Here is a 26,356-nt window from a genome sequence, read left to right as displayed (position 1 = left end):
TGCCCTACTACTGCGTGCACAAGACGCTGGCCGGACTGCTCGACGCCTGGCGGCTGACCGGGCTCACCCAGGCGCGTGACGTACTGCTCGCTCTCGCCGGGTGGGTGGACGTGCGGACCGGTCGTCTCACCGCGGCGCAGATGCAGACGACCATGAAGACCGAGTTCGGCGGCATGAACGCCGTCCTCACCGACCTGTACCAGCAGACCGGTGACAGCCGCTGGCTGACCGTGGCGCGGCGCTTCGACCACGCGGCCGTCATCGACCCGCTGGCGGCGGGCACCGACAGCCTGGACGGGCTGCACGCCAACACGCAGATCCCGAAGATCGTCGGCAGCGCCCGGGAGTACAAGGCGACCGGCACCACGCGCTACCGCGACATCGCGGTCAACTTCTGGAACATCGTCACGACGAACCACTCCTACGTGATCGGCGGCAACAGCGTCGGGGAGTTCTTCAAGGCACCGGGGGCCGTCGGCCAGTACCTCACCGACAACACCTGCGAGAGCTGCAACACGTACAACATGCTCAAGCTCACCCGTGAGCTGTTCACCCTCGACCCCACCCGGGCGGCGTACGCGGACTACTACGAGCGGGCGCTGACCAACCAGCTCGTCGGGCAGCAGGACCCCGCCGACCCGCACGGTCACGTCTGCTACTTCACCCCCCTCAACCCCGGTGGCCGGCGCACCTACAGCCGGGACTACGACACCTTCACCTGCTGCCAGGGGACGGGCTTGGAGACCCATACCAAGCTCATGGACTCGGTGTACTTCTCCGACGCGGCAGGTCTCTGGGTGAACCTCTTCGTCCCCTCGGTCCTGACCTGGGCCGAGCGCGGTGTCACGGTCACCCAGACCACCACGTTCCCCGCGTCCGACACCACGGTGCTGAAGGTGACGGGCGCCGCGGGCCGCTGGTCCCTGCGGGTGCGCGTCCCCGGCTGGACCACGGGCGCCTCCGTCAGCGTCAACGGCACTGCCCAGAACCTGACCCTGACACCTGGCAGTTATGCCACGCTGGACCGCACCTGGGCTTCCGGCGACACCGTCACCCTGCGTTTCCCCATGCGGCTCGCGCTCAGCGGCACCCCCGACCGGCCCCAGGTGCAGGCGGTCTCCTACGGTCCGGTGGTACTCAGCGGCGCGTTCGGCAGCACCGCGCTCGGGGGCGTGCTCCCCGTGCTCACGACAGCCTCGATCGCCGCGACCACGACGCCCCTGACGTTCACCGCCCAGGCGAACGGCGCCTCCGTCAGCCTCATCCCCTTCTACGACAACCACCACCAGAACGCGAGCGTGTACTGGGACGCCGACGGCAAGGCCGGTGTCTCCGGCTTCCGGCTGGTCAACGCCCAGAGCGGTCTCGTCCTCGGAATCCAGGACATGTCGACGGCCGACGGCGGCGTGGCGCTCCAGTGGGACGACAGCGGCACCGCCGACCACGACTGGCAGTTGGTCGCGGACGGTGGCGCGCTCAAGCTCCGCAACGCCAACAGCGCCAAGGTGCTGGGCGTGCGCGACATGTCGACCGCGGACGACGCGGACGTGCTGCAGTGGAGCGACTCGGGCACGGCCGACCACCTCTGGACCCCGCTCGACACCGGCGACGGTACGCACCGTCTGCGCAACTCCCACAGCGGGAAGGTCCTCGGCATCAGGGCGGGTTCCACCGCGGCGGGAGCCCGGGCCGTCCAGGACAGCGACAACGGCGGCGCCGACAACGCCTGGTGGTTCGTGCCCAGCGGCTACCACCGCATCCAGAACCTGCGCAGCGGGCTGCTGCTGGGCGTCAGCGGCATGTCCACCGCGAACGGCGGGCTCGCGATCCAGTGGAGCGACACCGGCACCGACGACCATCTCTGGCTCGCCGTACGGGACACGGCCGGGCGGTTCCGGCTGCGCAACCTCCACAGCGGCAAGGTCCTCGGGGTCGAGGGCTCCTCACAGGCGGCCGGGGCCCGGGTCCTCCAGTGGGACGACAACGGGACCACCGACCATCTGTGGCAGCTGCGGTACGGCTCGGCCGGCTACTTCCGCATCCGCAACGCCAACGGCGGCCGGGTCCTTGGTGTCCTCGACGCGTCGATCACCCAGGGCGCGCAGCTCGTGCAGTGGGACGACAACGGAACGGACGACCACCTGTGGCGCTTCGTGTGACGGCACGGCCCCGGTCCGGCGGCGTCCGCCGGACCGGGGCCGCCCCCTTCGGACGGCGGTCAGGGGTTGCCGTAGTAGGCGTCCGGCCCGTGCTTGCGGGTGAAATGACGGTCCAGGAGGTGCCGGGGCGGAGGTGTGGCGCCGGCCGGCCGGAGGGTGTGGGTGTGCAGCGCCATCCGGGCCACCGCCTCGCAGACGATCGCGTTCTCCAGCGACGCGGTCGCGGTGGCTCCCCAGGTGAACGGGCCGTGGCGCGAGACGAGCGCGCCCGGCACCTCGCGGGCGCGGCGGTCGTCGCCTTCCAGCATGGTGACGATGACCTGGCCGGTGTTGTACTCGTAGTCCTTGGCGCACTGTTCGGCGGTGAGGTCCGAGGTGACGGGGACGGGCCCGTTGAAGGTGTCGGCGTGGGTCGTGCCCAGCACGGGTATGGGCACGCGCGCCTGGGCGAAGGCGACGGCGTGTTCGGAGTGCGTATGGGTCACGCCGCCGATGGAGGGGAACGCCCGGTAGAGACAGCGGTGGGTCTCGGTGTCGGTGGACGGCCGCAGCCGTCCCTCCACCACGCCGCCGTCCTCCAGCGAGACCACCACGAGGTCGTCCTCGGTGAGTTCGTCGTAGGAGACGCCGGAGGGCTTGATGACGAAGACCCCCGCCTCACGGTCCACCCCGCTGACGTTTCCCCAGGTCAGTGTTGCCAGGCCGGCCTGGGGAATCCTCAGGTTGGCGGCCAGCACCTCGACTCGCAGTTCGCGGAGTGTGGTCTCGCTCATGACGCGTTCACCGTCTCTCTGGACCGTCTCACTGGCAAGGAAAACGTCAACCGCTCCCCGGGACACGCGGACTGGGCGTCCCGGCTGGGCCCGCCACGTGCTCCGCCGGGCGCGGCGGTGCGGTGCCGATGCACCGATGCCCCCGCGACGTCGGTATGCCGTGACGTCACGCGTACTGACGCAGCTAGATTGTGAGCGCTAACATGACTCGAACTCAAGCCCCACGCGGTAACGGACAAGGATCTTGGCGAGCTGGAGAGGGCACGATGTGAGCGCACACTCCTGAGCGGCGGACGCTCCGCCGCAGCGACCTTCGTACACCTGCACGGGGCAGGTACCGTGAGGTCGGCCTTCTTCCCCCCACGCTCCGGTCACCACAGAGAGGAAACGGATGTGTCCCGGCCCGCAGACGCCGCGAGAGCACCCACGATGGCGGATGTGGCACGCGTGGCAGGCGTGTCCCACCAGACCGTCTCGCGGGTCCTGAGCGAGCACCCGAACGTGAGCGTCAAGACCCGCGCCCAGGTGACCGAGGCGATCGAACGCCTCGGTTACCGTCGCAACTCGGCGGCCCGGGCGCTCGCGACCCGCCGCACCCACACGCTGGGCGTCATCGCCGTCAACACCACGCTCCACGGGCCGGCGAGCACGCTCGCGGGAGTGCAGGAGGCGGCGCGCGACCGGGGTTATCTCGTCTCGGCCGTCACCCTGCGGGTGGCCAGCCGGGCGGCGCTGACCGAGGCGATGGAGCACCTCAGCGCGTGGGGTGTGGAGGGGATCATCGCGATCACGCCGCAGCGCGACGCGGTGCGCGCGCTCACCACGCTCCAGGCGCCGTGCCCCGTGGTGACGGTGGAGGGCGGGCACGATCTCGACCTGCCCGGCGTCTCCCTCGACCAGGAGCTGGGGGCCCGCATGATCACCGAGCATCTGCTCGCCTCGGGCCACTCCACCGTCTGGCACGTCGCGGGTCCCCGCGACTGGCTGGAGAGCGAGGCGCGGACCGCGGGCTGGGAGGGTGCGCTCCGCGAGGCGGGTGCGGAGATCCAGACGCCGTTGCGCGGCGACTGGAGTCCGATGTCCGGGTACCGGGCGGGGCAGCAGCTCGCCGGGCGTGTCGCCTCCTCGCCGCAGGGTCCGGGGCTCACCTCGGTCTTCGTGGCCAACGACCAGATGGCCCTCGGGGTGCTGCGCGCCCTGCGGGAGGCGGGTTTTCAGACGCCGCACGACGTGGCGGTGGCCGGGTTCGACGACATCCCGGAGGCGGAGTTCTTCCCGCCGCCGCTCACCACGGTCCGCCAGGACTTCGCCGCGCTCGGCCGCAACAGCATCGCGCTGCTGCTGGAGCACATCGAGGGAACCGCCACCGGCACGGCGCACCTCACCGTCGCGCCGGAACTCATCGTGCGCGCCAGCACCGCACGCCGGCAGGGGGCGCGGCCGTCGGCACACGACGGCCGTACGTGATCGGAGGCGGCGCCCGACGTCACCCGTGACACGGGGACGGACGAATGCCGCGCGGTACGTAAAGTAAGTCCGCCGGGAAACCGAGGTACGCGACCGCCACGCGCGGGCCGCCCGCACGATGCGGGCGGCCCGCGCGTCCGCGTCCGGGGATCACCCCGCGCGGGCCCGTCGGGCCACCGCGACCATGCCCCGCCGCGCAGACCCCGCGCCCCGAGCCGCGGCCGCACCCCGAGCCATGGCGGCGCCCGCCGGGGAGCGCCTCCCCGCGGGGAGCAGGCTCACGCAACTTCCGCACCGCCCCTCTCCCGCTTCCTCGGTCTCCCGCGATCCGTGTCCACGCGCCGAGCTGCGGGAAGACGCGCAGCGCCGTCGCGTCCGTGCGAGAACCGTTGACAAAAGCGGAACCTGCTAGAAACCTGTCACCTCGGCACCGCAAAAAATCAACTAGATTCCTCAAATTACCAATCAAGGAACGCGAGTTCACGGCAGGAAGCCTGCTCCTCGCTCCTGCCGATGTCCCGATCGACCCCCCACCGGCGTACCGGCAGCCCGCACGCGGCCGTCGCCGGCCGGCCGGCGCCGCGCGCGTCGACCGGCCGGCGCCTGCGCTCCCGGGTCCGGCCCGGCGCCGCAGGCCCACGGAACTGAGGACAGCATGAGAGGGAAAGAACGCGGATGGCGGCGGTTCGTCATCGGTGCGGTGGCAGCCGCGCTGATGACCGTCGGCCTCCTGCCGGTCACCGCGTCGGCGGCCGGACGGACGAGCGACCTGGCTCTCGGCAGGCCGGCTTCGGCCGGCGGTTCGCTCGGCGCCTACCCGGCGTCGAACGTCACCGACGGCAGTCAGCAGACGTACTGGGAGAGCCCGGGCTCCTTCCCGCAGTGGGTCCAGGTCGATCTGGGCGCCGCCACCGCCGTCGACCAGGTGGTGCTGAAGTTGCCGAACACCTGGGAGGCGCGCACCCAGACGCTCGCCGTCCAGGGCAGCACGGACGGTTCCGGGTTCAGCGCCCTGTCCGCCTCGGCGGCCCGGTCGTTCACCCCGGCCTCGAACAACACGGTCACCGTCGGCTTCACCGCGGTCCAGGTGCGGTACGTGCGGGTGGCGGTGACCGCCAACACCGGCTGGAACGCGGCGCAGCTCTCCTCGTTGGAGGTCTACGGGGAGGCGGCGGGCGGCACGGACCCCGGCACGCCGACGCCCACCGGCACCAACCTCGCGCTGAACAAGCCGATCGAGGCGTCCTCGTACGCGCAGACCTATGTGGGCACCAACGCCAACGACGACCGGCGTGACACCTACTGGGAGTCGAACGGCTATCCCGCCACGCTGACGGTGAAGCTGGGCTCCGACGCCGACCTCTCGGCCGTCGTCGTCAAGCTCTCGCCGGACGCGGCGTGGGGCGCCCGTACCCAGAGCTTCCAGGTGCTGGGCCGGGCGCAGTCCGCCACCGGGTTCACCTCGCTGAAGAGCCAGGCCGACTACGCCTTCTCACCGTCCGGCAACGGAAACACGGTGACGGTCCCGGTCAGCGGGCGGTACGCCGACGTGCAGCTGAAGTTCTCGTCCAACACCGGTGCTCCCGGCGCCCAGGTCGCCGAGGTCCAGGTGGTCGGCACGGCCGCACCCAACCCGGATCTGACCCTCTCCGACCTGACCTGGTCCCCCTCCTCCCCCTCCGAGAGCGACGCGGTGACCGTGAACGCCACGGTGCGCAACACGGGTTCGGCCGCCTCGCCCGCGACGACGGTCGACGTCAGCCTGGAGGGCCAGGTCGTCGGCAGCGCCTCGGTGAACGCGCTCGCGGCCGGCGCCTCCGCCACCGTGCCGGTCAGCGTCGGCAAGCGCCCGATGGGTTCGTACTCCGTCTCGGCGGTGGTCGACCCGACCGACACGGTCGTCGAACTGGACAACACCAACAACAGCCGCACCTCCGCCTCGAAGCTGGTGGTCGCGCAGAGCCCCGGGCCCGACCTCCAGGTCACGGGCATCTCCTCCAGCCCGACCAGCCCGGCGGTCGGCGCGGCCGTCACCTTCACCGTCTCGGTGAACAACCGCGGCACCACGGCGGTGAGCACCTCCACGGTGACCCGTCTCCAGGTGGAGAGCACCACGCTCAACGGGACGACCGGAGCCATCCCCGCGGGAGGCACAGTCACCGTGCCGGTCAGCGGCACCTGGACGGCGAAGAGCGGCGGGGCCAATCTGACCGCCACCGCTGACGCGACCGGTGTCGTCACCGAGACCAACGAGAACAACAACGTCTTCTCCCGGGCCATCGTGGTGGGCCGGGGCGCCGCGGTCCCGTACACCGAGTACGAGGCCGAGCAGGGCTCCTACCAGGGCACCTTGCTCACCGCCGACCAGAAGCGCACCTTCGGGCACACCAACTTCGCCACCGAGTCCTCGGGCCGGCAGTCGGTGCGGCTCAACTCCACGGGCCAGTACGTGGAGATCACCTCGACCGTGCCGACCAACTCCCTCGTGGTCCGCAACTCCATCCCCGACGCCCCGGGCGGCGGCGGCACGGAGGCCACGATCAGCCTCTACGTCAACAACACCTTCGCCCGGAAGCTGACGCTCTCCTCCAAGCACAGCTGGCTGTACGGCGACACGGACAGCCCGGAGGGCCTGACCAACGCGCCGCAGGCGGACGCCCGCAGGCTCTTCGACGAGTCGAACGCGCTGCTCGGCCAGACCTACCCGGTCGGCACGAAGTTCCGTCTCCAGCGCGACGCCGGCGACACCGCGTCCTTCTACATCATCGACCTGGTCGACCTGGAGCAGGTGGCGGCGCCGACGGCACAGCCCGCCGGCTGCGTCTCGATCACCAACTACGGGGCCGTGCCCAACGACGGCATCGACGACACCGACGCCATCCAGCGGGCGGTGACGGCCGACCAGAACGGTGAGATCGGCTGTGTCTGGATTCCGGCCGGACAGTGGCGGCAGGAGCAGAAGATCCTGACCGACGACCCGCTCAACCGGGGGCAGTACAACCAGGTGGGCATCAGGAACGTCACGATCCGTGGCGCGGGGATGTGGCACTCCCAGCTGTACTCCCTCATCCAGCCGCAGAACGCGGGCGGCATCAACCACCCCCACGAGGGCAACTTCGGCTTCGACATCGACGACAACACCACCATCTCCGACATCGCGATCTTCGGTTCCGGCACGATCCGCGGCGGTGACGGCAACGCCGAGGGCGGAGTGGGCCTCAACGGGCGCTTCGGCAGCAACACCAAGATCACCAACGTCTGGCTGGAGCACTCCAACGTCGGGGTGTGGGTGGGCCGCGACTACGACAACATCCCCGAGCTCTGGGGCCCCGGAGACGGTGTCGAATTCACCGGAATGCGCATTCGCAACACCTATGCGGACGGCATCAACCTCTCCAACGGAACCCGCAATTCGACCGTCTTCAACTCCTCCTTCCGGAACACCGGTGACGACTCGCTCGCCGTCTGGTCGAACAAGTACGTGAAGAACCAGTCGGTGGACATCGGCCACGACAACCATTTCCGCAACAACACGATCGCCCTGCCCTGGCGGGCCAACGGCATCGCGGTCTACGGCGGATACGGCAACACCATCGAGAACAACATCGTGTCCGACACGATGAACTACCCGGGCATCATGCTGGCGACCGACCACGACCCACTGCCCTTCTCCGGGCAGACACTGATCGCCAACAACGCCCTGTACCGCACGGGCGGAGCCTTCTGGGGCGAGGCGCAGGAGTTCGGCGCCATCACCCTGTTCGCGGCCGGGCCCGACATTCCGGGCGTCGTCATCCGGGACACCGACATCCAGGACTCGACCTACGACGGGATCCAGTTCAAGACGGGCGGAGGATCCGTCCCCGGAGCGCAGATCTCGAACGTCAAGATCACCAACTCCGTCAACGGCTCCGGCATCCTCGCGCACGGAGGAGCCAGAGGCAGCGCCACCCTGACGAACGTGACGATCCAAGGCTCGGCCCAGGGTGACGTGCTGATCGAACCCGGATCGCAGTTCGTCATCAACGGCCAAGCAAACACCGCGGCGGCATCCGTCCGGTAGCACACCCCGGCCTCCCCGCCGGCCGTCCGCGGCCATCGGCCGGTACGCCCCCCACGGCGTTCCGGCCGGTGGCCGTGACCCGCACCCCGGCCCGCCCCACGGCACTTCACATGATGGATGCAGTGACCACATATCGAGACGGGTTTGCGGGAGCACAGGGAGAACGCGTCTCATCGCGGCTGTGCGAAACGAACAGACGACACCGGATCACACCGGCACCGACAGCACCGGCCCGGACAGCACGGGCTCAGGCGGCAGGGCCGCGAGGCGCGCCGTCACGGTCTTCCCCGTCCTCGTCCTCCTGGCGGGCGCGGCAGGCCTCCTCACGCCCGGGACCTTCGAGGGCTGGACGAAGGCGGTGCCGTATCTGCTCGGCGTCGTGATGTTCTGCATGGGGCTGACGATGACCCCGCTCGACTTCAAGGGGGTGGCGAAGCGCCCCTGGGCCGTCGCCATCGGGCTGGTCGCGCACTACGTGATCATGCCGGGCCTCGGCTGGCTCATCGCCCATCTGCTGGATCTTCCCCCTCAACTGGCCGCGGGCGTCATCCTGGTGGGCTGCGCACCGAGCGGAACCGCGTCGAACGTGGTGACCTTCCTGGCCCGCGGCGACGTGGCGCTGTCGGTCTCCGTGGCCACCGTCTCCACCGTGCTCGCTCCCCTGGTGACGCCCCCGCTGACCCTGCTGCTGGCCGGCACGTACCTGCCCGTGGACGCCGGCTCCATGGTGACCGACATCCTCAAGACGGTGCTCCTCCCGGTCATCGGCGGGCTGGTGGTGCGGCTCGTCGCGGGCAGGCTCGTCGACCGGGTGCTGGGCGCCATGCCCTGGCTGTCCTCACTGGCCATCGCCGCGATCGTCTGCGCGGTCGTCTCGGGAAGCGCCGGTGCGATCAAGTCGGCGGCCGTCACCGTGCTGATCGCCGTCGTCCTGCACAACGGCCTCGGTCTGGCGCTGGGTTACGGAGCGGGCAAGCTCACCCGCCTCGGCCCGCCCGCCAGCCGCGCCATGGCCTTCGAGGTCGGCATGCAGAACTCCGGTCTCGCCGCGTCGCTGGCGACCGCCCACTTCAGCCCGCTGGCCGCGCTGCCCGCGGCCGTCTTCTCGGTGTGGCACAACGTCTCGGGCGCCCTGGTGGCGGCCTTCATGTCGCACCGCTCCCGGCGGAGCGACATGAAAGCGGCCGCCGCACAGCCGACAGCCGCAGCGGTGAGCGGCGCCTCCTGACGTCCACCGCCGGCGGTACCCCCGTACGCCCGGTGCACAGGCTTCGAGCCTGCGCACCGGGCTTTCGCGTAGGGCACCGGAGCCTCACCCGAATCCGTGTGCGATTGTCGGTCGGGCGTGATATTCACTAGTGCCGCGTCAGCCAAGGTTTGCCCGCCGAGGAGCGGCGTCAGGTGCGTGCTCTCGGTGTGTCGGCCGGAAGCCCCCGTACTGGACGTACTCGGGCTTTCGGCCGGCGCGGCGAGAGTGCGTGCCGGGCGTCGCGACGGGGGGAACCTTGGCTGACGCGGCACTAGATCCGCGGGGGCGACGATCATGGGTTCCCCGTACGAAACAGGCCAGAGGGTGGGGACATGGCGTTGCTCCGTGATTGGACGCTCGCGCTGGGGAAACAGGTGGGGCGTCCCGCCGCGAAGTTGCAGAAGGACTCCGGGGATCCGGAGGTCGCACGCGTCCGGGCGGCCGCCGCGGCGGCGGACTGGAACACCGTGCGCGCGGTACTCCAGGCGCGCCCCGAGAGCGAGGACCGGACCGAACTGCTCTGGGCAGTCGGCGAAACCGCTCGGGTCGAACGGTGGATCACCGAGGCGGTCGAGGCCGAACCCGGTGCGGCGCTGCCCCGGCTCGTGGCCGGCATCCGGTACATCAGCTGGGGCTGGGAAGCCCGTACGTCGGCGCGGGCGACCCAGGTCTCCCGCGAGCAGTTCGAGGTGTTCCACGACCGGCTGCGCACGGCGGAGCAGTTCTTGTACGAGGCGGCGGAGAGGGAACCGGGGTGGAGCTCTCCCTGGTACGGCCTCCAGACCACCGGCCGCGGCCTCCAGGTCGGCCAGGCCCTCGCGCGGCGCCGGTTCGAGGCCACCGTCCGGCGCGATCCGCACCACCTCGGCGCCCACATTCAGCAGTTGCAGCAGGTCTGCGACAAGTGGGGCGGCTCGCACGAGGAGATGCACGCCTTCGCACGCGCGTCCGTCCTCGGCGCGCCCGGCGGCACCCTGCTGGGCAGGCTCGTCCCGGACGCGCACATCGAGCAGTGGCTCTCCCTTCCCCGGGGTGAGGACGCCGCGTACATGCGGCGGCCGGAAGTGGCCCAGTCCTTGCGCGAGGCCGCCGAGCACTCCTACCGGCACCCGGACTTCGTCCGCCGGGGCTCCTGGAACGGGCTTCTCAACTCCTTCGCCCTGGCCTTCTCGCTGGTGGGCGACCGCGACGCGGCACGGGAGTGCTTCCGGGCCACGGAGGGCCGGGTCACCGAGTCCCCCTGGGACTACGTGGACCGCGACCCGGTGGCGGCCTACCGGAAGCACCGCGCGGCAGCCGGACGCTGACCACCCGGGGCACGTCGTCCTGCCCCTCCCGACCTCACCGACTCCCTCCGTCCGTGTCCTCGCCGGCGCTCCGCGCGACGAGGACGGGCCCACCACGAAAGTCTGCGCCCGGTGCCTCCTTCCGAGACCGCCCACACCTTCCAGGTCGACCTGCGTGGCCTGGTCGACCTCCTCTCCCACCACCTCTACTCCTCTCCCCGTGTCTACCTGCGTGAGCTGCTGCAGAACGCGGTGGACGCCATCACGGCCCGTCAGGCCCTCGACCCCGGGGCGCCCGGCCGCATCACGGTGCGTACCGGCGACACCCTCACCGTCACGGACACCGGTGTCGGGCTGAGCGAGGCCGACGTCCACCAGTTCCTCGCCACCATCGGGCGCAGCTCCAAGCGGACTTCGGACGGCGCCCTGGACGGGGCCGGACTCGACGCCGCCCGCGGCGAGTTCATCGGCCAGTTCGGCATCGGGCTGCTCGCCTGTTTCGTCGTGGCGGACGAGATCATCGTGACCAGCCGCACCGCGGCCGACCCGGCGGCGCCCGCCGTCGAGTGGCGCGGCCACTCCGACGGCCGGTACACCATCCGTACGCTGCCCGCCGCGGCCGTTCCCGAGCCGGGCACCACCGTCCGCCTCACCCCGCGCGCCGACAACGCCGAGTGGACCGAACCGGATCGGGTCGTCTCCCTGGCCCGGCACTACGGCGGGCTGCTGCGCCACGAGGTCGTCGTGGTCGGCCCCCGGGGCGAGAGCCACCGGGTCAACGAGACGCCCCCGTGGGAGCGGACGCACCGTTCGCCGCTGGCCAAGCGCGAGGCGTTCACGGAATACTGCCGCGCCCTCTTCGACTTCACCCCGCTCGACACCATCGAGCTCGACCTGCCGGCCGCCGGGCTGCGCGGGGTCGCCTACGTCCTTCCCACCCCGGTCAGCCCGGCCCAGAAGGCGGGGCACCGCGTCCACCTCAAGGGGATGCTCCTCACCGACCAGGCACCGGAGCTGCTGCCCGAGTGGGCGTTCTTCGTGCGCTGTGTCGTGGACACCTCCAGCCTGCGGCCGACCGCGTCCCGCGAGGCGCTCTACGAGGACGGCACGCTCTCCGCCGTACGGGACGCCCTGGGCGAGCGGATCCGCGACTGGCTCACCGGTCTCGCCGCGAGCGATCCCTCCCTGCTGCACCGCTTCATCGACACCCACCACCTCGCGGTCAAGGCGCTCGCCCGGTACGACGACGAACTGCTGCGCATCGTGCTGCCCTGGCTTCCGTTCGAGACCTCCGACGGCAATGTGACGCTGGAGGAGTTCGCCCGTACGCACCCGACCCTGCTGGTCACCCGGAGCGTGGAGGAGTTCCGTCAGGTCGCACCGATCGCCTCGGCCGCCGGGCTCGGCGTCGTCAACGGCGGCTACACCTACGACCGCGACCTGGTGCACCGGCTGCCGGAGATCCGGCCCGGCACGGCCGTCGCGGACCTGGACCCGGCCACCGTCACCGCGCACCTCGACGCCGTGGACACGTCCGCCGAACTGCGCGCGGCTGCCTTCCTCGCCGTCGCGCGGGAGACGATCGGGGTCCACGACTGCGACGTCGTACTGCGCGACTTCCAGCCCGTCACCGCCCCCGCGCTGCTGCTCGACAACCGGGAGGCGCGGCACGAACGGACCCGGTCGAGCCTCGCCGCCGACAGCGACGGCCTCTGGGCGGACATCCTCGGCTCGCTGCGCCAGGAGGCCCCGCGCGCCCAGCTCGTCCTGAACCACCTCAACCCACTGATCCGCCAGGCGATCACGATCTCCGAGCGCGGTCTCGCCGTCACGGCGGCCGAGGCGCTCTACGGCCAGGCCCTGCTGCTCAGCCGCCGCCCGCTGCGGGCGAGCGAGAGCGCCCTGCTCAACCGGGCCTTCATCGGCCTGCTCACCCACGCCATGCACCAGCCCGGCACGGCCGCACCCGGCAACGAGCCCCGGAAGGAAATGTAGATGCTGGACACTCCCGAGGCCGTGGTCGAGGCTCTCCGCGAGAACTTCGACCGCCCCCACGGACTGGCGCGCACGGTGACCGCCGAGGAGCTCGTGGAGGCGGCGGAGGCCTTCGAGAAGCCCGACGTCCTGGTGACGGCGCTGCTGGAGCTGATGACGGCGTACGAGTACGTCGGCGAGCACGCCAAGTCGCCCGTCACCTTCGCGCGGCTGCTCAAGCTCTGGGACACCACTCCCGAATCCTTCAGCGAGTGGGAGGGCCACCAGGTCTTCTGGCGGTTCAAGTGGGTGACGACCTCCCTGCTCCAGGTGCCCGAGGTGCCCCTGGCCTCCGTCCACCGCTGGATCGACGAGATGCGCCGCAGGTACGAGGCGGCCGGCCACTCCCTCCAGCCGGTCGCGGCGATGCGTCACCACATCGCGACCCACACCGGCGTGGGCGTCGCCGACGCGTACGACCTGTGGGTCACCCGGCCGCGCAGCCGGCTGAGCGACTGCGAGGCCTGCGAGATCCGGCATCTCGCCCTGTACCAGGTGGCGACCGGCGACGACGCCTCGGCACTGGAGACCTGGGCCCCGGTCCTCGGCGGTGGCACCAGTTGCACGGAGGAGCCGCAGATGAGCCAGGCCGAGGCGCTGCTGCCGCTGCTGCGTCTCGGCCGGACGGACGAGGCCCGGTCCCACCACCTGACCGGGTACCGGCGGGTCCGCGGCAACACCGGCATGCTGGGGGAGGTCGGTCTGCACCTGGAGTTCTGTGCCCTCTCGCGCAACGAGGGCCGGGGGCTGGAGATCCTCGCCGAGAACCGTCCCCTCTTCGAGGCGACCGGTGCCCCCGGGGCCCGACTGAACTTCCTCACCGGTGTGGAGGTGCTGCTCGCTCCGCTGGTCGAAAACGGTCACGCCGACACAGCCGTCGCCGGTCCGCCGGGGCGCAACTGGACGGCGGGTGAACTCCTCGTCCAGCTCCGCTCCGACGCGGACCGCATCGCCGCCGCCTTCGACGCGCGCAACGGCACCACGGCCGTGGGCGACCGCCGCCGGCTGCGGCTGGCCCAGCGCCCGCTGCTCGACGAGCCGCTCTCCCTGGGGCTGCGGATCTCCGCCACCCGTCCCGCCGCGCCCGCGGTCGCCGCGCCAGCCGCGGCACTGGACGTGCCCGACGACTTCGTCGCCCTGGTGCGCGAGGCCCGGCGCCTGCTCGTCCAGGGCCATCCCGGGGCGCGCCGGCTCTGGGCCCGGGTGGCGGAGCGGCTGGCGGACGGCACCGCCACGCACGACGACGTCCTCGGCCCGGAAGGCCGGCTGACGGCGGAGGTCGCCCAGTACCGAGCCGTCGACGGGTTCTCGTTCAGGACGCACGCACCGGAGAGCTACGCCGGGCTCCGGGAGGCCGCGGACCTGTTCGCCGCGGTGGACATGGGCTGGCTCGCGCTCGCCGCCCGCTGCCGCGTGCTCGCATGGGCATCCGCCGCCGAGGAGGATCTGGACGGCGCGGCGCCGGACAAGGACAAAGCGGACGACGGACGGCCGGACGCCGAGACCGTACGGGCCGCTCTCGACGAAGCCCTGCGCGAGGCGGAACGCCTGGTGGCCGAGGTCCCGTTCACGTCCGCGGCGCTCGGTGCCGCCGAAGCCGCGTCGGGCGAGGACCTGAAGGAGGAGCGCGTGCAGGCATACCTCTCCGTCCTCTTCTCCGTCGCCTTCGCCGCCCATCAGGAACTGCGGCTGCACCCCGAAGAGCCGGGCGAGGTCCTGAAGCGGTTCGAGGCGGCCACCGACCGGCTGCGGTCGGAGGCGGAACGCCTCGGCGTTCCCCACCAGGTCGCCAACGCACGGCAGTTCGTCGCCGACGTGGCCGGCGAACGGGGCGACACCGCCCTCGCCGAGGCTCAGATGCGCCAGGCGCTCCAGGAGGTCGAGGCGGCCGGGCGGCCGTGGCGCGGCTCCCGTACCCGCGCCCTGCTGGCCCAGCTCCTCGTCGCGCGGGGAAAGGCGGAGGAGGCCACGGAGCTTCTGCACCGGGTGATCTCCGACGTGGTCCGTCACGACGACGCGGAGTTCGAACTGGCCGGTGTGTACGCCCTGCTCGGGCATGCGGCCACCCATCTGGGCAACCCCGCCGACGCGGTCCGTCATCTGTCGGAGTCCGCCGCCCGGTACGACCAGGAGGAGGAGTACGAGCGGGCCACCGGGGTACGCCTGCAACTCGCCGACGTCCTGGCACGTTCCGGGCAGCAGGCCGACGCCGTCGCGGTGCTGGAATCGGTGCTGTCCCAGGAGGCTCTCACCTCCATCGACGAACGCATGCTCGCCCAGGCCCGGTTGCTGCTGGCTCGCGGGATGCGTGAACTGGAGGAGTTCCTGCCCGCCGCCGAGGAGTTCCTGCGTCTCGCGGACACCGTGGCGGCCTGGGACGACGACCGGGAGACCCTCACCCTGGTGGCGGCCGAGACCGCGATCACGCTGGCCCTGGCCGACCGCTGGGAAGCGGCCGGTACCGCGTACGACCGCGCCCTCGCCGCCCACGCAGAGGCGCCGAACCCGTCCCTGATCAGGCACATGATGTGCGAGTTCGCACGGCTCGTCATGGTCTTCCGGGGCACCGACGGCCTGGAGGCCGCGCTGGAGCACCTGACGCGGGCCGAGCAGGTCCGTCCGGCCGGCCAGGACGCCTCCGACGAGTCCTTCGTCCCTTGGTACGAGGACGGCGCGGTGCACTACCGCCGTGCGCGGGTCCTCGCGGAGGCCGAGCGCTTCCCCGAGGCGCTCGCCGCCGCCGAGGCCGCCATCGCCTCCCACGACCGGGGCGGGAAGGACGGCGAGATACCACGCGCGGAGGCTGTCCGCATCGCGGCGCTGATCGAGGGCAACGCCCTCGACCGGCGCACGGCGGCGATCGCCCGGCTGACGGCCGCTGCGGCACGCTGCCGCGAGGCGGGGATCGCCGAGGCCGCGGGCATACTCGACGCCCTGCGCGCCGAGTATCTGAAGCAGCAGGGCTGAGCGCTCCCGGGGCCGTCCCGTCGCACCGCGCGGGACGGCCCCGGCTGCCGGAACTCCCTGTGCGTCCGCGCGTGCGCGTCCGGGCGGGCAGGAGGACGGTGGGTACATGGGCGCCCCGAAGACCCTGGAACTCCTCCTCGACACCTACGGACGGACGTACGCCGAGGAAGCCGGCATCCGTCTGCGGGACACGCCTCAGCCCCTCTACCAGCTCCTGGTCCTCAGTCTGCTGCTCAGCGCACGGATCCGGGCATCCGTCGCGGTGGCGGCCGCGAAGGCGCTCTTCGCCGACGGCATGCGCACACCACGACGGATGGCGGACGCCACCTGGCAGCGGCGCGTCGACGCGCTGGGCAGGGGCGGCTACCGGCGGTACGACGAGCGGACGGCGACGCAGCTCGGCGACGGGGCACTGTTGCTCCTCGACGCGTGGGCCGGTGACCTGCGGCGGCTCCGCCGGGAGGCCGACGGCGACACGGACGCGCTGCGCACGGGGCTGCGGCGCCTGCCGGGCCTCGGACCGGCCGGCGCGGACATCTTCGTCCGCGAGGTACAGGCCGTCTGGCCGGAGACCGGCCCGTGCGTGGACGCCAAAGCGCTGCAGGGCGCGGAGCGCCTGGGCCTGCCCGCCTCCGCCGACGCCCTGCTGCGTCTCGCCCGCGCCGGATCCCGCGACACCGGACCGGCGGTGCTCGCCGCCGCGCTGGTACGCGCGGCGCTGGACAAGCACGCGGCCGACTCGATCGGGCTGTCCGCCGGGCCGTGACCCGGCGCACGGGCGCTCAGGACTGAACCGACGTGCTGCTGTGCGCCGTCACGTAATTGGCTGAGTTTCTCTTCGCGAGTTGCCACATCCGGCACCTCCCTTCAGCATGAAGTGACCTGTCTGGAGGGTCGTCTCACCCGGCCGCGTACGGCCCCGGGACGAAAGGGCGCCGCGAATGGCCGCGTACTTCGAGAACAGCACTGACGACCTGGTGCCGAATGCGCTGGCCGGCTTCGCCCGGGCCCACGCGGACCTCGTCGTCCACGACGTGGAGAACGGCTTCCTCGCCGCTCGCCACACCTCGCCGTCCCGCCGTGTGGGGCTGCTCTCCGGCGGCGGTTCGGGCCACGAACCGATGCACGCCGGCTTCGTGGGAGCCGGAATGCTGGACGCCGCCTGTCCCGGCCGGGTGTTCGCGTCGCCGCACAACCGCCAGGTGTACAAGGCGTCGCTCGCGGTGGCCCGGGACGAGGGCGTACTGCACATCGTGAAGAACTACACCGGCGACCGGATCAACTTCGGCATCGCCGCCGAGCGCCTCGCCCATCAGGACATCCCCTGCGCGCGCGTCCTCGTCGACGACGACCTCGCGTCCGACTCGGAGGACATCGCCGCCGGGCGCCGGGGCACGGGCGGCACGGTTCTGCTGGAGAAGATCCTCGGCGGCGCCGCCGACACGGGCCTCGGCCTGGAGGAACTGGCCGGCCTCGGGGCGGCGCTGGCGGGCCGCTGCCGCACGCTGTCCGTCGCGTCCACCGCGCACACCGCGCCCACCACCGGCCGTCCCGCCTTCGAGCTGGCCGCCGGGGAGCTGGAGTACGGGGTCGGCATCCACGGCGAGCGCGCCGACCGGACCCGGAAGGAGGGCCCCGTCTCCGCACTGGTGCGCGAGATGACGGATGCCCTGCTGGCAGCGGTCCGCCCGGCCCCGGAGGAACCGGTCCTGGCACTGGTCAACGGACTCGGCGCGGTCACTCCCCTGGAGCTGTACGGCATCTTCGGCGAACTCGGCCAAGTGCTGGACGAACGCGGCGTCCACCTCGCCCGCCATCTCGTCGGCGACTACGTCACGGCCCTGGACATGCGAGGGTTCTCCCTCACTCTGCTGGTGGCCGATTCCCGGACGCTGGGCTACTACGACGCACCGGTACGGACCGCGGCGCTGAGCTGGTGACCGGTGACAGGTGACCGGGGAGCGGGACGCGTGGAACTGGAGGAGAACGCCATGGCGACAGCTTTCGACAGTACGTTCACGAACGGCTGGATGGACCGGTTCGCGGCTTCGGCCCATGCCACCGAGACCGAGCTGACCACGCTCGACCAGCAGGTGGGCGACGGCGACTTCGGGGTGAACCTGAGCGCCGGGGTACGGGCCACGCAACGGTTGCGGAGCGAGAGCGACGGCAACGCCGCTGCCGGCGCCGCGCAGGACGATCCCTCGGCGCCCCTGGGGAGCGCGGCCAGTGCGTTCCTGGACGAGATCGGAGGCACCAGCGGGCCGCTCTTCGGCCTGCTGTTCCAGGCACTCAGCGCCGCTGTCGCGGCGGAGGGTCCCCTCCTCACCACGACCGGTCTCGCCGCGGGCACGGAGAACGGCCTCGCCGCGATACGCCGGGTGGGTGACGCGAAGCCCGGTGACAAGACGCTGGTGGACGCGCTCACTCCGGCCGCCGAGGCGCTGCGGGCCGCACCGGACGGCACCCCGCCGGACCGCGCGCTCGCCCTCGCCGCCGATGCCGCCTGGCAGGGTGTACGGGACACGGCGGCGCTCCGGGCGCGGATGGGCCGCGCGAGCTACGTCGGCGAACGCGCCTCGGGCATACCCGATCCCGGGGCCGTGGGCGTCGCTCTTCTCTTCGCCTCGGCGGCCGGGACCATAGGCTCCCTGGGACCGCATCTGCGCATCACCGGGTGAGGCGGGCAGGACCGGCTCAGGAGAGCGCGCCCGGCCTGCGGGGCGGGGGGACGGACCGCAGCAGCTCCCACAGGGGCCGGGAGCCGGCCGCCCACACGGCGAGGGTGTGGCGGTCGACCACATGCAGCCGTTGCTGTGCGGCGAAGGCCACGGCCGGTGCGGTCACCCGGCCGTTGGTGACGATCACGGCGATGTCCGCGCCGTGCACCTGGCGGGCGGTGCCGTTGAGGACCTGCAGGTCGGGCGTGCCCACCGCGGAGCCGGCGAGACCACTTCCGCGGTGCTTGCACTGGATCACCCAGCGGCGCCCGTAGGGGTCGACGGCCTTCACGTCGGCGCCCAGGTCACCGCCGCCTCCGACCCGGACCGCCTCCGGGCAGCCGTCGCGGCGCATCAGGTCCCGTACCGCGTCCTCGAACTGGGAGTGGTGCAGGGCGTCCAGGTGGGGAAGCCCGTAGCGCAGGCCGTGCCGGCGGACCGCGTCCCACCGCGCCGACCGCCGCTTCCGCTGGAGCAGGACGCCGCCGGCGGACACCACGAGCCCACCGGTCACGACCAGCACCCACCAGTGGACCAGCAGCCACTTCACGACGGCCACCGCGAGCACGACGAGGAGAACGGCGACCACCAGGAACACGGGCAGCGTGTCCCCCGGACTCCCCTCGGCCGGTCTCCGGCGACCCGGCCTCCGGGCTCCCGAACGCCGGGGCCCCGGTCCGCGGGCACCCGGCCTCCGGCTGCTTTTCCGCCTGTACGCGCGTCCGGACGTCGCCGCCCGGCCCTTCCGCGTCCGGGGGCTCATGGGCCGCCCTCCCCGAAGCCGTCGGCGAGTTCGCCCAGGAAGTCCAGGATTCCCCGGCCCACCGGGGTCGGGGCGATCAGCACCCCGAGCGCCAGGACGATGACCACGGTGAACTTCTCGTCCCGCCGGCTGCGGGACTCCGTACGCCGCCGCAGCCTCAACAGGACGATGACCGCGAGCAGCACAGCCACATTGATCGTCAACAACCGCCGGACCTCCCACCGCACACGACCGCCGCCCGGGACGGCGGACCCGCCCCGCACCCTGTGTAGTCGGGGCCGGGAGACGACACGGCGGGATTGACGGCGAATGGCAGTAAAACGATCTCCGTGGCCGGAATGTGCGGCTCCGTCTTGTGTGTCGGCCGAACCGGCACCGTGCAGCGTCGATCACTCGTCAAGGAGAGCTGGACGAAGCACGCATTCGAAGAAATGGACGAACATCGTGCGTGTGCTGGCCAGGATCGCCGGTCCCACAAGGGCGGTGCGCGCTTCCACGCCGATTGCCGGGTGAACCGAACGGAGTTCCCTCCTCCCCGGCCCGTACCGCCACGTACGGTGGGTCCGTTGCCGAGCCGGATCCCTCATGACCGGGCCGGCCACGGGCAGTCGGAACGGTGGGGAAGGAACAGCAGCATGACGAAGGCGGCGGCCGGCGGACTGGACGAGCGCGTGGTGGGACGTAAGTGGACGGTGCGTCTGGACGCGACCGGCTGCAGCGGTACGACGGTGCGCGTCACCTGCAGCCGGCCCTCCTGCGGGGAGCAGCGCCTGCCGTCGACGGCCGAGGGACGGGCGGCGGCGGTCGCGCACCTGAAGGCCCACCTCAAGGCGGCCGCCGAGCCCCGGGCCCACGCGTTCTGCGCCTGCAAATCGGAGAACTGCGGCGCGCACATCCGCCCCACCACCAGCCGGTTCGAGCACCCGCAGTCCTGGCGGTGCGGCGGCGCGGTGGTCCTGGCGGTGATCGCCGACCGGGAGGGCCGCTGGTGGCAGGCCATGGAGTGCTGCTCCCGCTGCGCGGCCGCCACACCAGGGACCAAGATCGTCTCCTCTGCCGCGGCCGTCTTCGCTCCGACAGCCTCCGCCCCCCGGCCGGTGACTGAACGCCCCCCGCTCGCAGCGCAGTTCTCCGACGGCTCCGCCTCCGCGCCGCTGCCCGCGCCCCCGCACGCACCCGGGCCCCGGAGGGTCCCGAAGCCCCGCTCCACGCAGGTGCGCCGACGCCAGGGGTACGAGAAGATCGCGCAGCGGATCATCCCGCACGACCTGCGCCCCGTGCTCCTCCGGGACGAACTCGTCGAGCTCGGGCATCTGTTCCGGGCCTATCAGCAGCGCACCGAACCCGACCTCGCGCTGCTCGCGGACCTCCACACGCGCAAGGCACAGGCGTTCATGACCTGGTCCGACGTCACCGGGGACGTCACGCTCCGGCTGGAAGCCCAGCGCGCCGCGCAGGCCGCCACCGCCGCCCGTGTACAGCACCAGCAGCGCACCGGTGCCGACCCGGACGGCGAGGGGCCCACGGTGGAGAGGTTCCTGATCGGACCGATGCAGTGGACCAACGCGCGCTCCGTCCTCGCGCACCTGGCCGATCACGCCCCGCTGCCCGGCGCCGAGGCGCGGCTTCTGGCCGTGATGCTGACCCTGCGCACCGCGCACACCGGCAGCGGCAACCTCGTCGGACAAGACATCAACGGCCTGAACCTGACCGATCCGGAGGGACTGGTGACCGAGTTGGCGGAGAGCGGCTGGCTTTCCCTTCCGTGCACCGCGGCCGACGTGATCGCCGCCAGGCCGGAGAACCCCGTACCCATCACCGTCCCGTCACTGGTGCCCGGCGACGACGGCACGGGTCCCCTCACGTTCGGCCGGAAGATGCGCCCCAAGCTCAGCGGGTGGGCGCAGCGGGTCGTCTCGGACAAGAAGCTCCGCAAGTCGAAGTCCTCCCCCGCCACCCGGATGCTGGCCCTGGCCCTGGCCGCCCGGACCAGCTTCGACGGGCGGCTCGGCGGCGACGGCGACGGCGTCGACCTGGACGCGCTCACCGCCTGGTGCCCGGTGGAGAGGGAGGAACTGCCCGCGATGGTCGAAAAGTTGTCGGCGACGAGCTGGCTGGCCGAGGCCGCCCTCACGGACACCCGTATCACCGGGCAGGTGTCGGAACGCGTCCTGCCGCTCACCTGTCCCTGCCCCTGACCCGAACCGGCGGTCGGGCCGGCGCCAAGAGCGGCCGAGAGCCGTACCGTCGTTCCTGGTGGATCAGGAACGACGGTACGGCCCTAAGATTCTCGACCGTGCCCCACCTTGAGATATCCGACCTGATCACTGTCACGGATCCACACGACGGGCGGCGCCTGCCGGGCCGACGTGGTCAGCCGTCTCCTCGAGTGCGGTGATCAGCGGGCGGCCCGTATCGTCGCGGCACTGCCGACCGACGGGGACGGTGTGCTCGATCCGCTCGCCGTGGACCGCCTGATGATCAGCGTGCACACCGAACTGCAGCGACTCCGCGAGGAGTTGCGCATCGACGACCGTCTGGTGCACGTGCTCGGACCCTTGTTCGCCGCCATACGCGCCACCGCTGGGCACGGTGGGCCGTTCCGCCTGGTCGACATCGGCTCCGGGCTCGGTTATCTCGTCCGCCGGCTCGCGGCCACCCGCGCTCTCGGTCCGGACGTCGAGCTCGTCGGGGTCGACCTCGATGCCGCACTGGTCGGCGAGGCCGGCCGCCTGGCCCGTGCCGAGGGGCTCGCCTGCGGTTTCGTCCACGGCAACGCCTTCGACCTGCCGGAGGCCGCCACCGTCTATGTGTCGACCGGTGTCCTGCACCACTTTCGCGGACCCGCTCTCGCCGACTTCTTCCGGGCGCAGGCCGCCTCGTCGGCGCTCGCCTTCTGCCACTTCGACATCGCCGCCACCCGCCTCGCCCCCATCGGCGCCTGGGTCTTCCACCGTGCCCGGATGCGCCATCCGCTCGGCCGCCACGACGGCGTCGCCTCCGCCCTTCGCGCCCACAGTGACCACACCTTGCTCAGCGCTGCGGAAGTTCCGGGCATACGGCCGTTGCTGTACGAACCCCGGGGCATGGCGAACCCTTTCTGCACCACCCTGCGCCCCGTGCTCGGCATCCGCCCACACTTGGAGGAACCGCTGCGCCGGGCTCTCGGCCGCGCTTCCCGCAGACTTGTGGGACCCGAGCAGCTCGCCGGGACGGCACGATGACCCCCGCCCCGGCGCTCGCCGCCCTCGGCCTGATGGACGCGGCATTCAGCGGCTTCCGTGCCTACGCGGGGCGGGATGCCCGGATCCGCAAGCACCGTGCCATCGCCCGGGCGGCACTGCGCGGCCTCGCCGCCGGTGCCGTCCTGCTGCTCGCTCCCGCGATCACCGCCGGCGGCGTGCTGCTGATCGCCGACGACCGGGCCCGGGCGTACGCCTCCCTCGCCGACGGCGGCATCGGCTACCTGGTTCCGCTCGTCGTCTACGCCGCTGTGGTGCTGCTCTCGCTCGCGGCCTACTTCGTCCTGCCGTTCCGCGCCAGCACCCTCGCCGTGGTTGTCGGCCTCGGTCCGCTGACCCTCTTGCGGCCGCTCGCCCTGGGCATCGCCTGCCTCGGCGCACTCGTCCACGACGGCGGCTGGACCTCCCTTCTCGTGGGTGCGGTGGCGGGCGTCGCCGTCCTGTGCGTCGAGCCCCTCGTGCACCGCCGCTGGTACGCCGAGGTGCTTCGCCCCCCTTCCGGCTGAGCGCTCCCGGTCCCCCGGCCTTCCGTATCAGGAGTGGATCTCCCGATGGCCGACGCCACCCTGGGCAAGGGATGCTTCCACCTCGGCGACGGGCGATTCGGCCGAGCCGGCCCGTGTCCGGGGCAGGACGAGACAGGTGAGGGCCAGCCCGATCAGGCTCAGTCCAGCGCCCGCCAGGCCGGTCCATCGCAGAGCGCCCGCGGCGACGATCGCGCCGCCGATGACCGAGCCGGCCGCGGCCCCGAGGTTGAAGGCGCCCACATTGGCGGAGACCGCCAGGTTCGGGGCGGCGCCCGCGTGGTGCAGGATCAGTCCCTGCAGCGGGGCAATGGTCGCGGTGGCCAGAAGACCGAGTACCAGAACCGCAGCCACAGCGGTGGGCTGCCACATCACGGCGAACGGGACGAGTAGGAGCGTCCCCGCCAACCCGCCGAAAACACCTCGTACGGTGGCGCTCATCGACTTGTCGGTCAGCTTTCCGGCGGTGATGTTGCCGAGGAAGCTACCGGCCCCGTAGGCGAGCAGCAGTCCGGAGACCGACGCGGCGGAGAAGCCGGAGAAGCGGATCAGCAGCGGGGCGATGTAGGTGTACACCGTGGCGACCCCGGAGAAGCCCACCGCGGTAGTGGCGATGGCGAGCATGACCGGCCGACGCGTCACCACGCGAATCTCGTCACGCAGCCGCGTGGACGGCGCCTCCTGCCGGGTGAGGAAGGCGGCCAGGAGGACGGTGCAGACCAGAGACAGAACGGTCAGCACGGCGAATGGCGCCCGCCATCCGGCGCTCTGTCCGAGCAGCGCTCCCAGGGGCACTCCGAGGAGGGTGGCCACGGTGAAGCCGGAGGCCACGGTGGCAATGGCCGATCCCGTCCTCTCGGCCGGAACCACCCGGGTCGCGGTCACCAGCGCCAGCGCCAGGAAGGAGGCGTGACTGAGTGAGGACACCACGCGGCCCACCAGGAGCAGACCGAACGACGGCGCCACCGCGCTGATCGCGCTCCCCGCCGCGAACAGCAGCATCAGGCCGATGGCGAGCCCCTTGCGGGGCAGACGTGAGGTCACCAGGGCCATGAGCGGCCCTCCGGCCACCACCCCGAGCGCGTAAGCGGTCACCGCTTGTCCGGCAGTTCCCACGGAAACGTCGAGATCAGCTCCGACCTGGGGCAGCAGCCCGGCGATCAGGTACTCCGAGGTACCCACGACGAAGACGCTCGCGCACAGTGCCGCAAGGGTCGCGAAATCCTTGTTCATGTTCATGCGGCAGACGCTAAAGTCTCACATCGGTATGAGAGTCAAGACGAGCAGGCATTGCCCGCCTCGCCATCAGGAGGTCGTTGTGCGCATCGGTGAGCTGTCCCGGCGGACCGGCGTGGCCGTGCACCTGCTGCGCTACTACGAAGAACAGGGTCTGCTCCACCCGCAGCGGCTCCCCAGTGGCTACCGGGAATACGTCGAAGAGGACGTTGCCATCGTCCGTCGCATCCGCAGCCTGCTGGCCGCCGGTCTGAACACCTCGACCATCGCCACGGTTCTGCCGTGTCTGCGGGACACCGGCGACCGCCTCGTTCCCACCTGCTCGGACCTGCTCGCCGACCTCTACCAGGAGCGCAGCCGCATCGCTCGGACCATCAGTGACCTTCAGTCCTCCATGGGCGCCCTCAACGACGTCATCGCTGCGGCCCCGGCCGACGTGACCCGCCGGGCGCTTGCCTCCCTCGACGCGTAAGCGAATCGACCCACTCACTCACGGGCCCCCTTTCGCCGGAGCAGGATCAATCCCCAACCCGGCGGCACGAGGAACAGAACCCAGCTTCTCCAGCGTCCACCGGGCGCCGCCCGAGTACGAGAAGTGCCGGGCGCACCCGGAGATCACGAGGAACACCGCACGGGTGCCGGCCCGTTCTGCCGGGACGGCACCCGCACCGCGGACCGGGCCGAGCACCCGTCCCGGCCCGGATCCGGCGGACGCTCCCCATATCTCCGCGGGTGGTCAGTCCTCCCCGGCGATATGTGTCTCCGCCCAGGCCACCAGGCCCGGATCGGCGAGGGTGGCGACCCAGGAGTCGGCGTGCTCCGCGCCGGGTCCGTCGGGGTAAGGTCCCGTGCCCAGAACCCGGAGTCCGGCCTTCCGCGCGGACACGATGCCGGTGACGGAGTCCTCCACGGCGAGCGCCTCCTGCGCGGGAACCCCGCAGAGGCCGGCGGCGACCGTGTAGACGTCCGGATGCGGCTTGGGCCGTACGCCGTCGCCCGCGACGACCACATGGTCGAAGTGGCTGAGCAGGCCGGCCCGTTCGAGGCTCGACTCCACCATGTCCAAGGGGCAGTTGCTCGCCACCGCCAGAGGAAGGTGCCGGGCTGCGAGCCGTACCAGTGCGGCGGCACCCGGCATGGTGACGGGATCGTCGGCGACCAGCGCCGTGAAGTGTCTGAGCAGAGCGTCCGTCATGTCGTCGGCGAAGTCGGGTTTTCCGCACTCCTCGGCCATGAGGGCGCCGCATTCGGTGTAGTGGACCCCCTTGGCGCGTTCCGCGAAGCCTGCCGGGGGCCGGAGGCCGAACTCGGCGAAGACCCGCTGACGTGCGTCCTGCCAATGACTTTCGGTGTCCATCAGGGTTCCGTCGCAATCGAAGACGATCGCCGACGGGGACCAGGAGAAAATGCGATGAGCTGTCATTTCTCTGCCGTTCTCGGAGAGCGCGCCCACCCCGCCCGGTCGGCGGGTGCAGTGACACAGGCTGCGGGAAAGGCGCACTCGACTGCTGAGATCGCGATGGCGCACGCTCTCGGTCGACCGCACGCGGAGACGGAATGATGCCGCCTCCCGGGCACGCCACGACGGACGCCTTTCCGTCCTGTCCGAGGTGAGCCCGAAAACATCGTAGTGACTACGTTAATTTCGGCATCAAGCATCACGCAATCACTACTTCGAGTGTTTGACGGCCGGTGGACGACGGAGCCGGCACCCGGAATCCGACCACGCCGAGCCATCGAGAAATCGATGGCGCCACCCGCAACCACGCCTGAAAAAAGGCAAGTTGCGCAGGTCAGGAGCGCACGCACGAAGGGCCGCGCGTAGGCCCGACCGCCACCCCGCCTGCGAACCGGTTTACGAATTCTTCAATGC

At 71.5% G+C, this 26,356-nt stretch carries 19 protein-coding genes; 14 read left to right on the top strand and 5 right to left on the bottom strand.

All coding sequences use genetic code 11. The features are described 5' to 3' along the window. On the top strand, positions 1-2,159 hold a 2,159-nt coding region (locus OHA55_RS34995; RefSeq protein WP_266714270.1), incomplete at its 5' end, for a beta-L-arabinofuranosidase domain-containing protein. A 59-nt stretch (positions 2,160-2,218) separates the two neighbouring features. On the opposite strand, the gene araD is transcribed toward OHA55_RS34995, so the two are convergent. After that, positions 2,219-2,932, bottom strand: coding sequence for an L-ribulose-5-phosphate 4-epimerase AraD (araD, locus tag OHA55_RS34990; protein ID WP_266714268.1), 714 nt, complete (start codon positions 2,930-2,932; stop codon positions 2,219-2,221). 393 nt (positions 2,933-3,325) lie between these two features. Here araD and OHA55_RS34985 point away from each other — a divergent pair, with 393 nt between their 5' ends. From OHA55_RS34985 to dhaL, 9 genes are all read left to right on the top strand, one after another. Next, complete coding sequence (locus tag OHA55_RS34985) at positions 3,326-4,399, top strand: LacI family DNA-binding transcriptional regulator (RefSeq protein WP_266714266.1); 1,074 nt, start codon at positions 3,326-3,328, stop codon at positions 4,397-4,399. Between the two features lie 655 nt (positions 4,400-5,054). Next, positions 5,055-8,462: a CARDB domain-containing protein gene (locus OHA55_RS34980; RefSeq protein ID WP_266714264.1), complete on the top strand. Its 3,408-nt coding sequence runs from the start codon at positions 5,055-5,057 to the stop codon at positions 8,460-8,462. Between the two features lie 301 nt (positions 8,463-8,763). Further along, positions 8,764-9,690, top strand: coding sequence for a bile acid:sodium symporter family protein (locus OHA55_RS34975; RefSeq protein ID WP_266714280.1), 927 nt, complete (start codon positions 8,764-8,766; stop codon positions 9,688-9,690). Between the two features lie 353 nt (positions 9,691-10,043). Continuing rightward, on the top strand, positions 10,044-11,018 hold the full coding sequence (locus OHA55_RS34970) for a hypothetical protein (RefSeq protein WP_266714262.1): 975 nt from the start codon (positions 10,044-10,046) through the stop codon (positions 11,016-11,018). 111 nt (positions 11,019-11,129) lie between these two features. Next, positions 11,130-12,992, top strand: a complete 1,863-nt coding sequence (locus OHA55_RS34965) for an HSP90 family protein (protein WP_266714260.1) — start codon at positions 11,130-11,132, stop codon at positions 12,990-12,992. Continuing rightward, positions 12,993-15,998 (top strand): hypothetical protein, encoded by a 3,006-nt coding sequence (locus OHA55_RS34960; RefSeq protein WP_266714258.1) that lies wholly within the window; start codon positions 12,993-12,995, stop codon positions 15,996-15,998. Positions 15,999-16,104: 106 nt separating this feature from the next. Then, positions 16,105-16,764 carry an endonuclease gene (locus tag OHA55_RS34955; protein WP_266714256.1) on the top strand — a complete coding sequence of 220 codons (660 nt, stop codon included), beginning with the start codon at positions 16,105-16,107 and terminating at the stop codon, positions 16,762-16,764. 175 nt (positions 16,765-16,939) lie between these two features. Continuing rightward, positions 16,940-17,938, top strand: a complete 999-nt coding sequence (locus OHA55_RS34950) for a dihydroxyacetone kinase subunit DhaK (protein WP_266714254.1) — start codon at positions 16,940-16,942, stop codon at positions 17,936-17,938. A gap of 51 nt (positions 17,939-17,989) precedes the next feature. After that, entirely contained in the window at positions 17,990-18,679 is a 690-nt protein-coding gene (dhaL, locus tag OHA55_RS34945) for a dihydroxyacetone kinase subunit DhaL (protein WP_266714252.1), read from the top strand. A gap of 16 nt (positions 18,680-18,695) precedes the next feature. Here dhaL and OHA55_RS34940 read toward each other — a convergent pair whose 3' ends face one another. Beyond that, positions 18,696-19,316 (bottom strand): restriction endonuclease, encoded by a 621-nt coding sequence (locus OHA55_RS34940; RefSeq protein ID WP_266714250.1) that lies wholly within the window; start codon positions 19,314-19,316, stop codon positions 18,696-18,698. 161 nt (positions 19,317-19,477) lie between these two features. Beyond that, complete coding sequence (locus OHA55_RS34935; RefSeq protein WP_266714248.1) at positions 19,478-19,687, bottom strand: hypothetical protein; 210 nt, start codon at positions 19,685-19,687, stop codon at positions 19,478-19,480. 429 nt (positions 19,688-20,116) lie between these two features. Here OHA55_RS34935 and OHA55_RS34930 point away from each other — a divergent pair, with 429 nt between their 5' ends. The 3 genes from OHA55_RS34930 to OHA55_RS34920 all read left to right on the top strand — a co-directional run bounded on the left by OHA55_RS34930 (position 20,117) and on the right by OHA55_RS34920 (position 23,229). Beyond that, positions 20,117-21,679: a hypothetical protein gene (locus OHA55_RS34930; RefSeq protein ID WP_266714246.1), complete on the top strand. Its 1,563-nt coding sequence runs from the start codon at positions 20,117-20,119 to the stop codon at positions 21,677-21,679. Positions 21,680-21,850: 171 nt separating this feature from the next. Continuing rightward, positions 21,851-22,705 carry a class I SAM-dependent methyltransferase gene (locus tag OHA55_RS34925; protein ID WP_266714244.1) on the top strand — a complete coding sequence of 285 codons (855 nt, stop codon included), beginning with the start codon at positions 21,851-21,853 and terminating at the stop codon, positions 22,703-22,705. Beyond that, positions 22,702-23,229 (top strand): hypothetical protein, encoded by a 528-nt coding sequence (locus tag OHA55_RS34920; protein WP_266714242.1) that lies wholly within the window; start codon positions 22,702-22,704, stop codon positions 23,227-23,229. The genes OHA55_RS34925 and OHA55_RS34920 overlap by 4 nt, the downstream gene beginning before the upstream one ends. Positions 23,230-23,256: 27 nt before the next feature. On the opposite strand, the gene OHA55_RS34915 is transcribed toward OHA55_RS34920, so the two are convergent. Then, entirely contained in the window at positions 23,257-24,486 is a 1,230-nt protein-coding gene (locus OHA55_RS34915; protein WP_266714240.1) for an MFS transporter, read from the bottom strand. Positions 24,487-24,565: 79 nt separating this feature from the next. Here OHA55_RS34915 and OHA55_RS34910 point away from each other — a divergent pair, with 79 nt between their 5' ends. Then, a complete protein-coding gene (locus OHA55_RS34910; protein ID WP_266714238.1) occupies positions 24,566-24,955 on the top strand; it encodes a MerR family transcriptional regulator in 390 nt (129 codons plus the stop codon). A 264-nt stretch (positions 24,956-25,219) separates the two neighbouring features. Here OHA55_RS34910 and OHA55_RS34905 read toward each other — a convergent pair whose 3' ends face one another. Next, positions 25,220-25,906 carry an HAD family phosphatase gene (locus OHA55_RS34905; protein ID WP_266714236.1) on the bottom strand — a complete coding sequence of 229 codons (687 nt, stop codon included), beginning with the start codon at positions 25,904-25,906 and terminating at the stop codon, positions 25,220-25,222. Positions 25,907-26,356: the final 450 nt, after the last annotated feature.

The organism is Streptomyces sp. NBC_00102 (genome assembly GCF_026343115.1).
GTDB lineage: Bacteria > Actinomycetota > Actinomycetes > Streptomycetales > Streptomycetaceae > Streptomyces.
This window is presented reverse-complemented; position numbering and strand designations above follow the sequence as displayed.

Bases quoted from the DNA above. Each gene is read 5' to 3' on its own strand.
- araD (WP_266714268.1), bottom strand. From the start codon at position 2,932: ATGAGCGAGACCACACTCCGCGAACTGCGAGTCGAGGTGCTGGCCGCC.
- OHA55_RS34960 (WP_266714258.1), top strand. From the start codon at position 12,993: ATGCTGGACACTCCCGAGGCCGTGGTCGAGGCTCTCCGCGAGAACTTC.
- OHA55_RS34930 (WP_266714246.1), top strand. From the start codon at position 20,117: ATGACGAAGGCGGCGGCCGGCGGACTGGACGAGCGCGTGGTGGGACGT.
- OHA55_RS34905 (WP_266714236.1), bottom strand. From the start codon at position 25,906: ATGACAGCTCATCGCATTTTCTCCTGGTCCCCGTCGGCGATCGTCTTC.
- OHA55_RS34980 (WP_266714264.1), top strand. From the start codon at position 5,055: ATGAGAGGGAAAGAACGCGGATGGCGGCGGTTCGTCATCGGTGCGGTG.
- OHA55_RS34955 (WP_266714256.1), top strand. From the start codon at position 16,105: ATGGGCGCCCCGAAGACCCTGGAACTCCTCCTCGACACCTACGGACGG.
- dhaL (WP_266714252.1), top strand. From the start codon at position 17,990: ATGGCGACAGCTTTCGACAGTACGTTCACGAACGGCTGGATGGACCGG.
- OHA55_RS34915 (WP_266714240.1), bottom strand. From the start codon at position 24,486: ATGAACATGAACAAGGATTTCGCGACCCTTGCGGCACTGTGCGCGAGC.
- OHA55_RS34920 (WP_266714242.1), top strand. From the start codon at position 22,702: ATGACCCCCGCCCCGGCGCTCGCCGCCCTCGGCCTGATGGACGCGGCA.
- OHA55_RS34970 (WP_266714262.1), top strand. From the start codon at position 10,044: ATGGCGTTGCTCCGTGATTGGACGCTCGCGCTGGGGAAACAGGTGGGG.
- OHA55_RS34950 (WP_266714254.1), top strand. From the start codon at position 16,940: ATGGCCGCGTACTTCGAGAACAGCACTGACGACCTGGTGCCGAATGCG.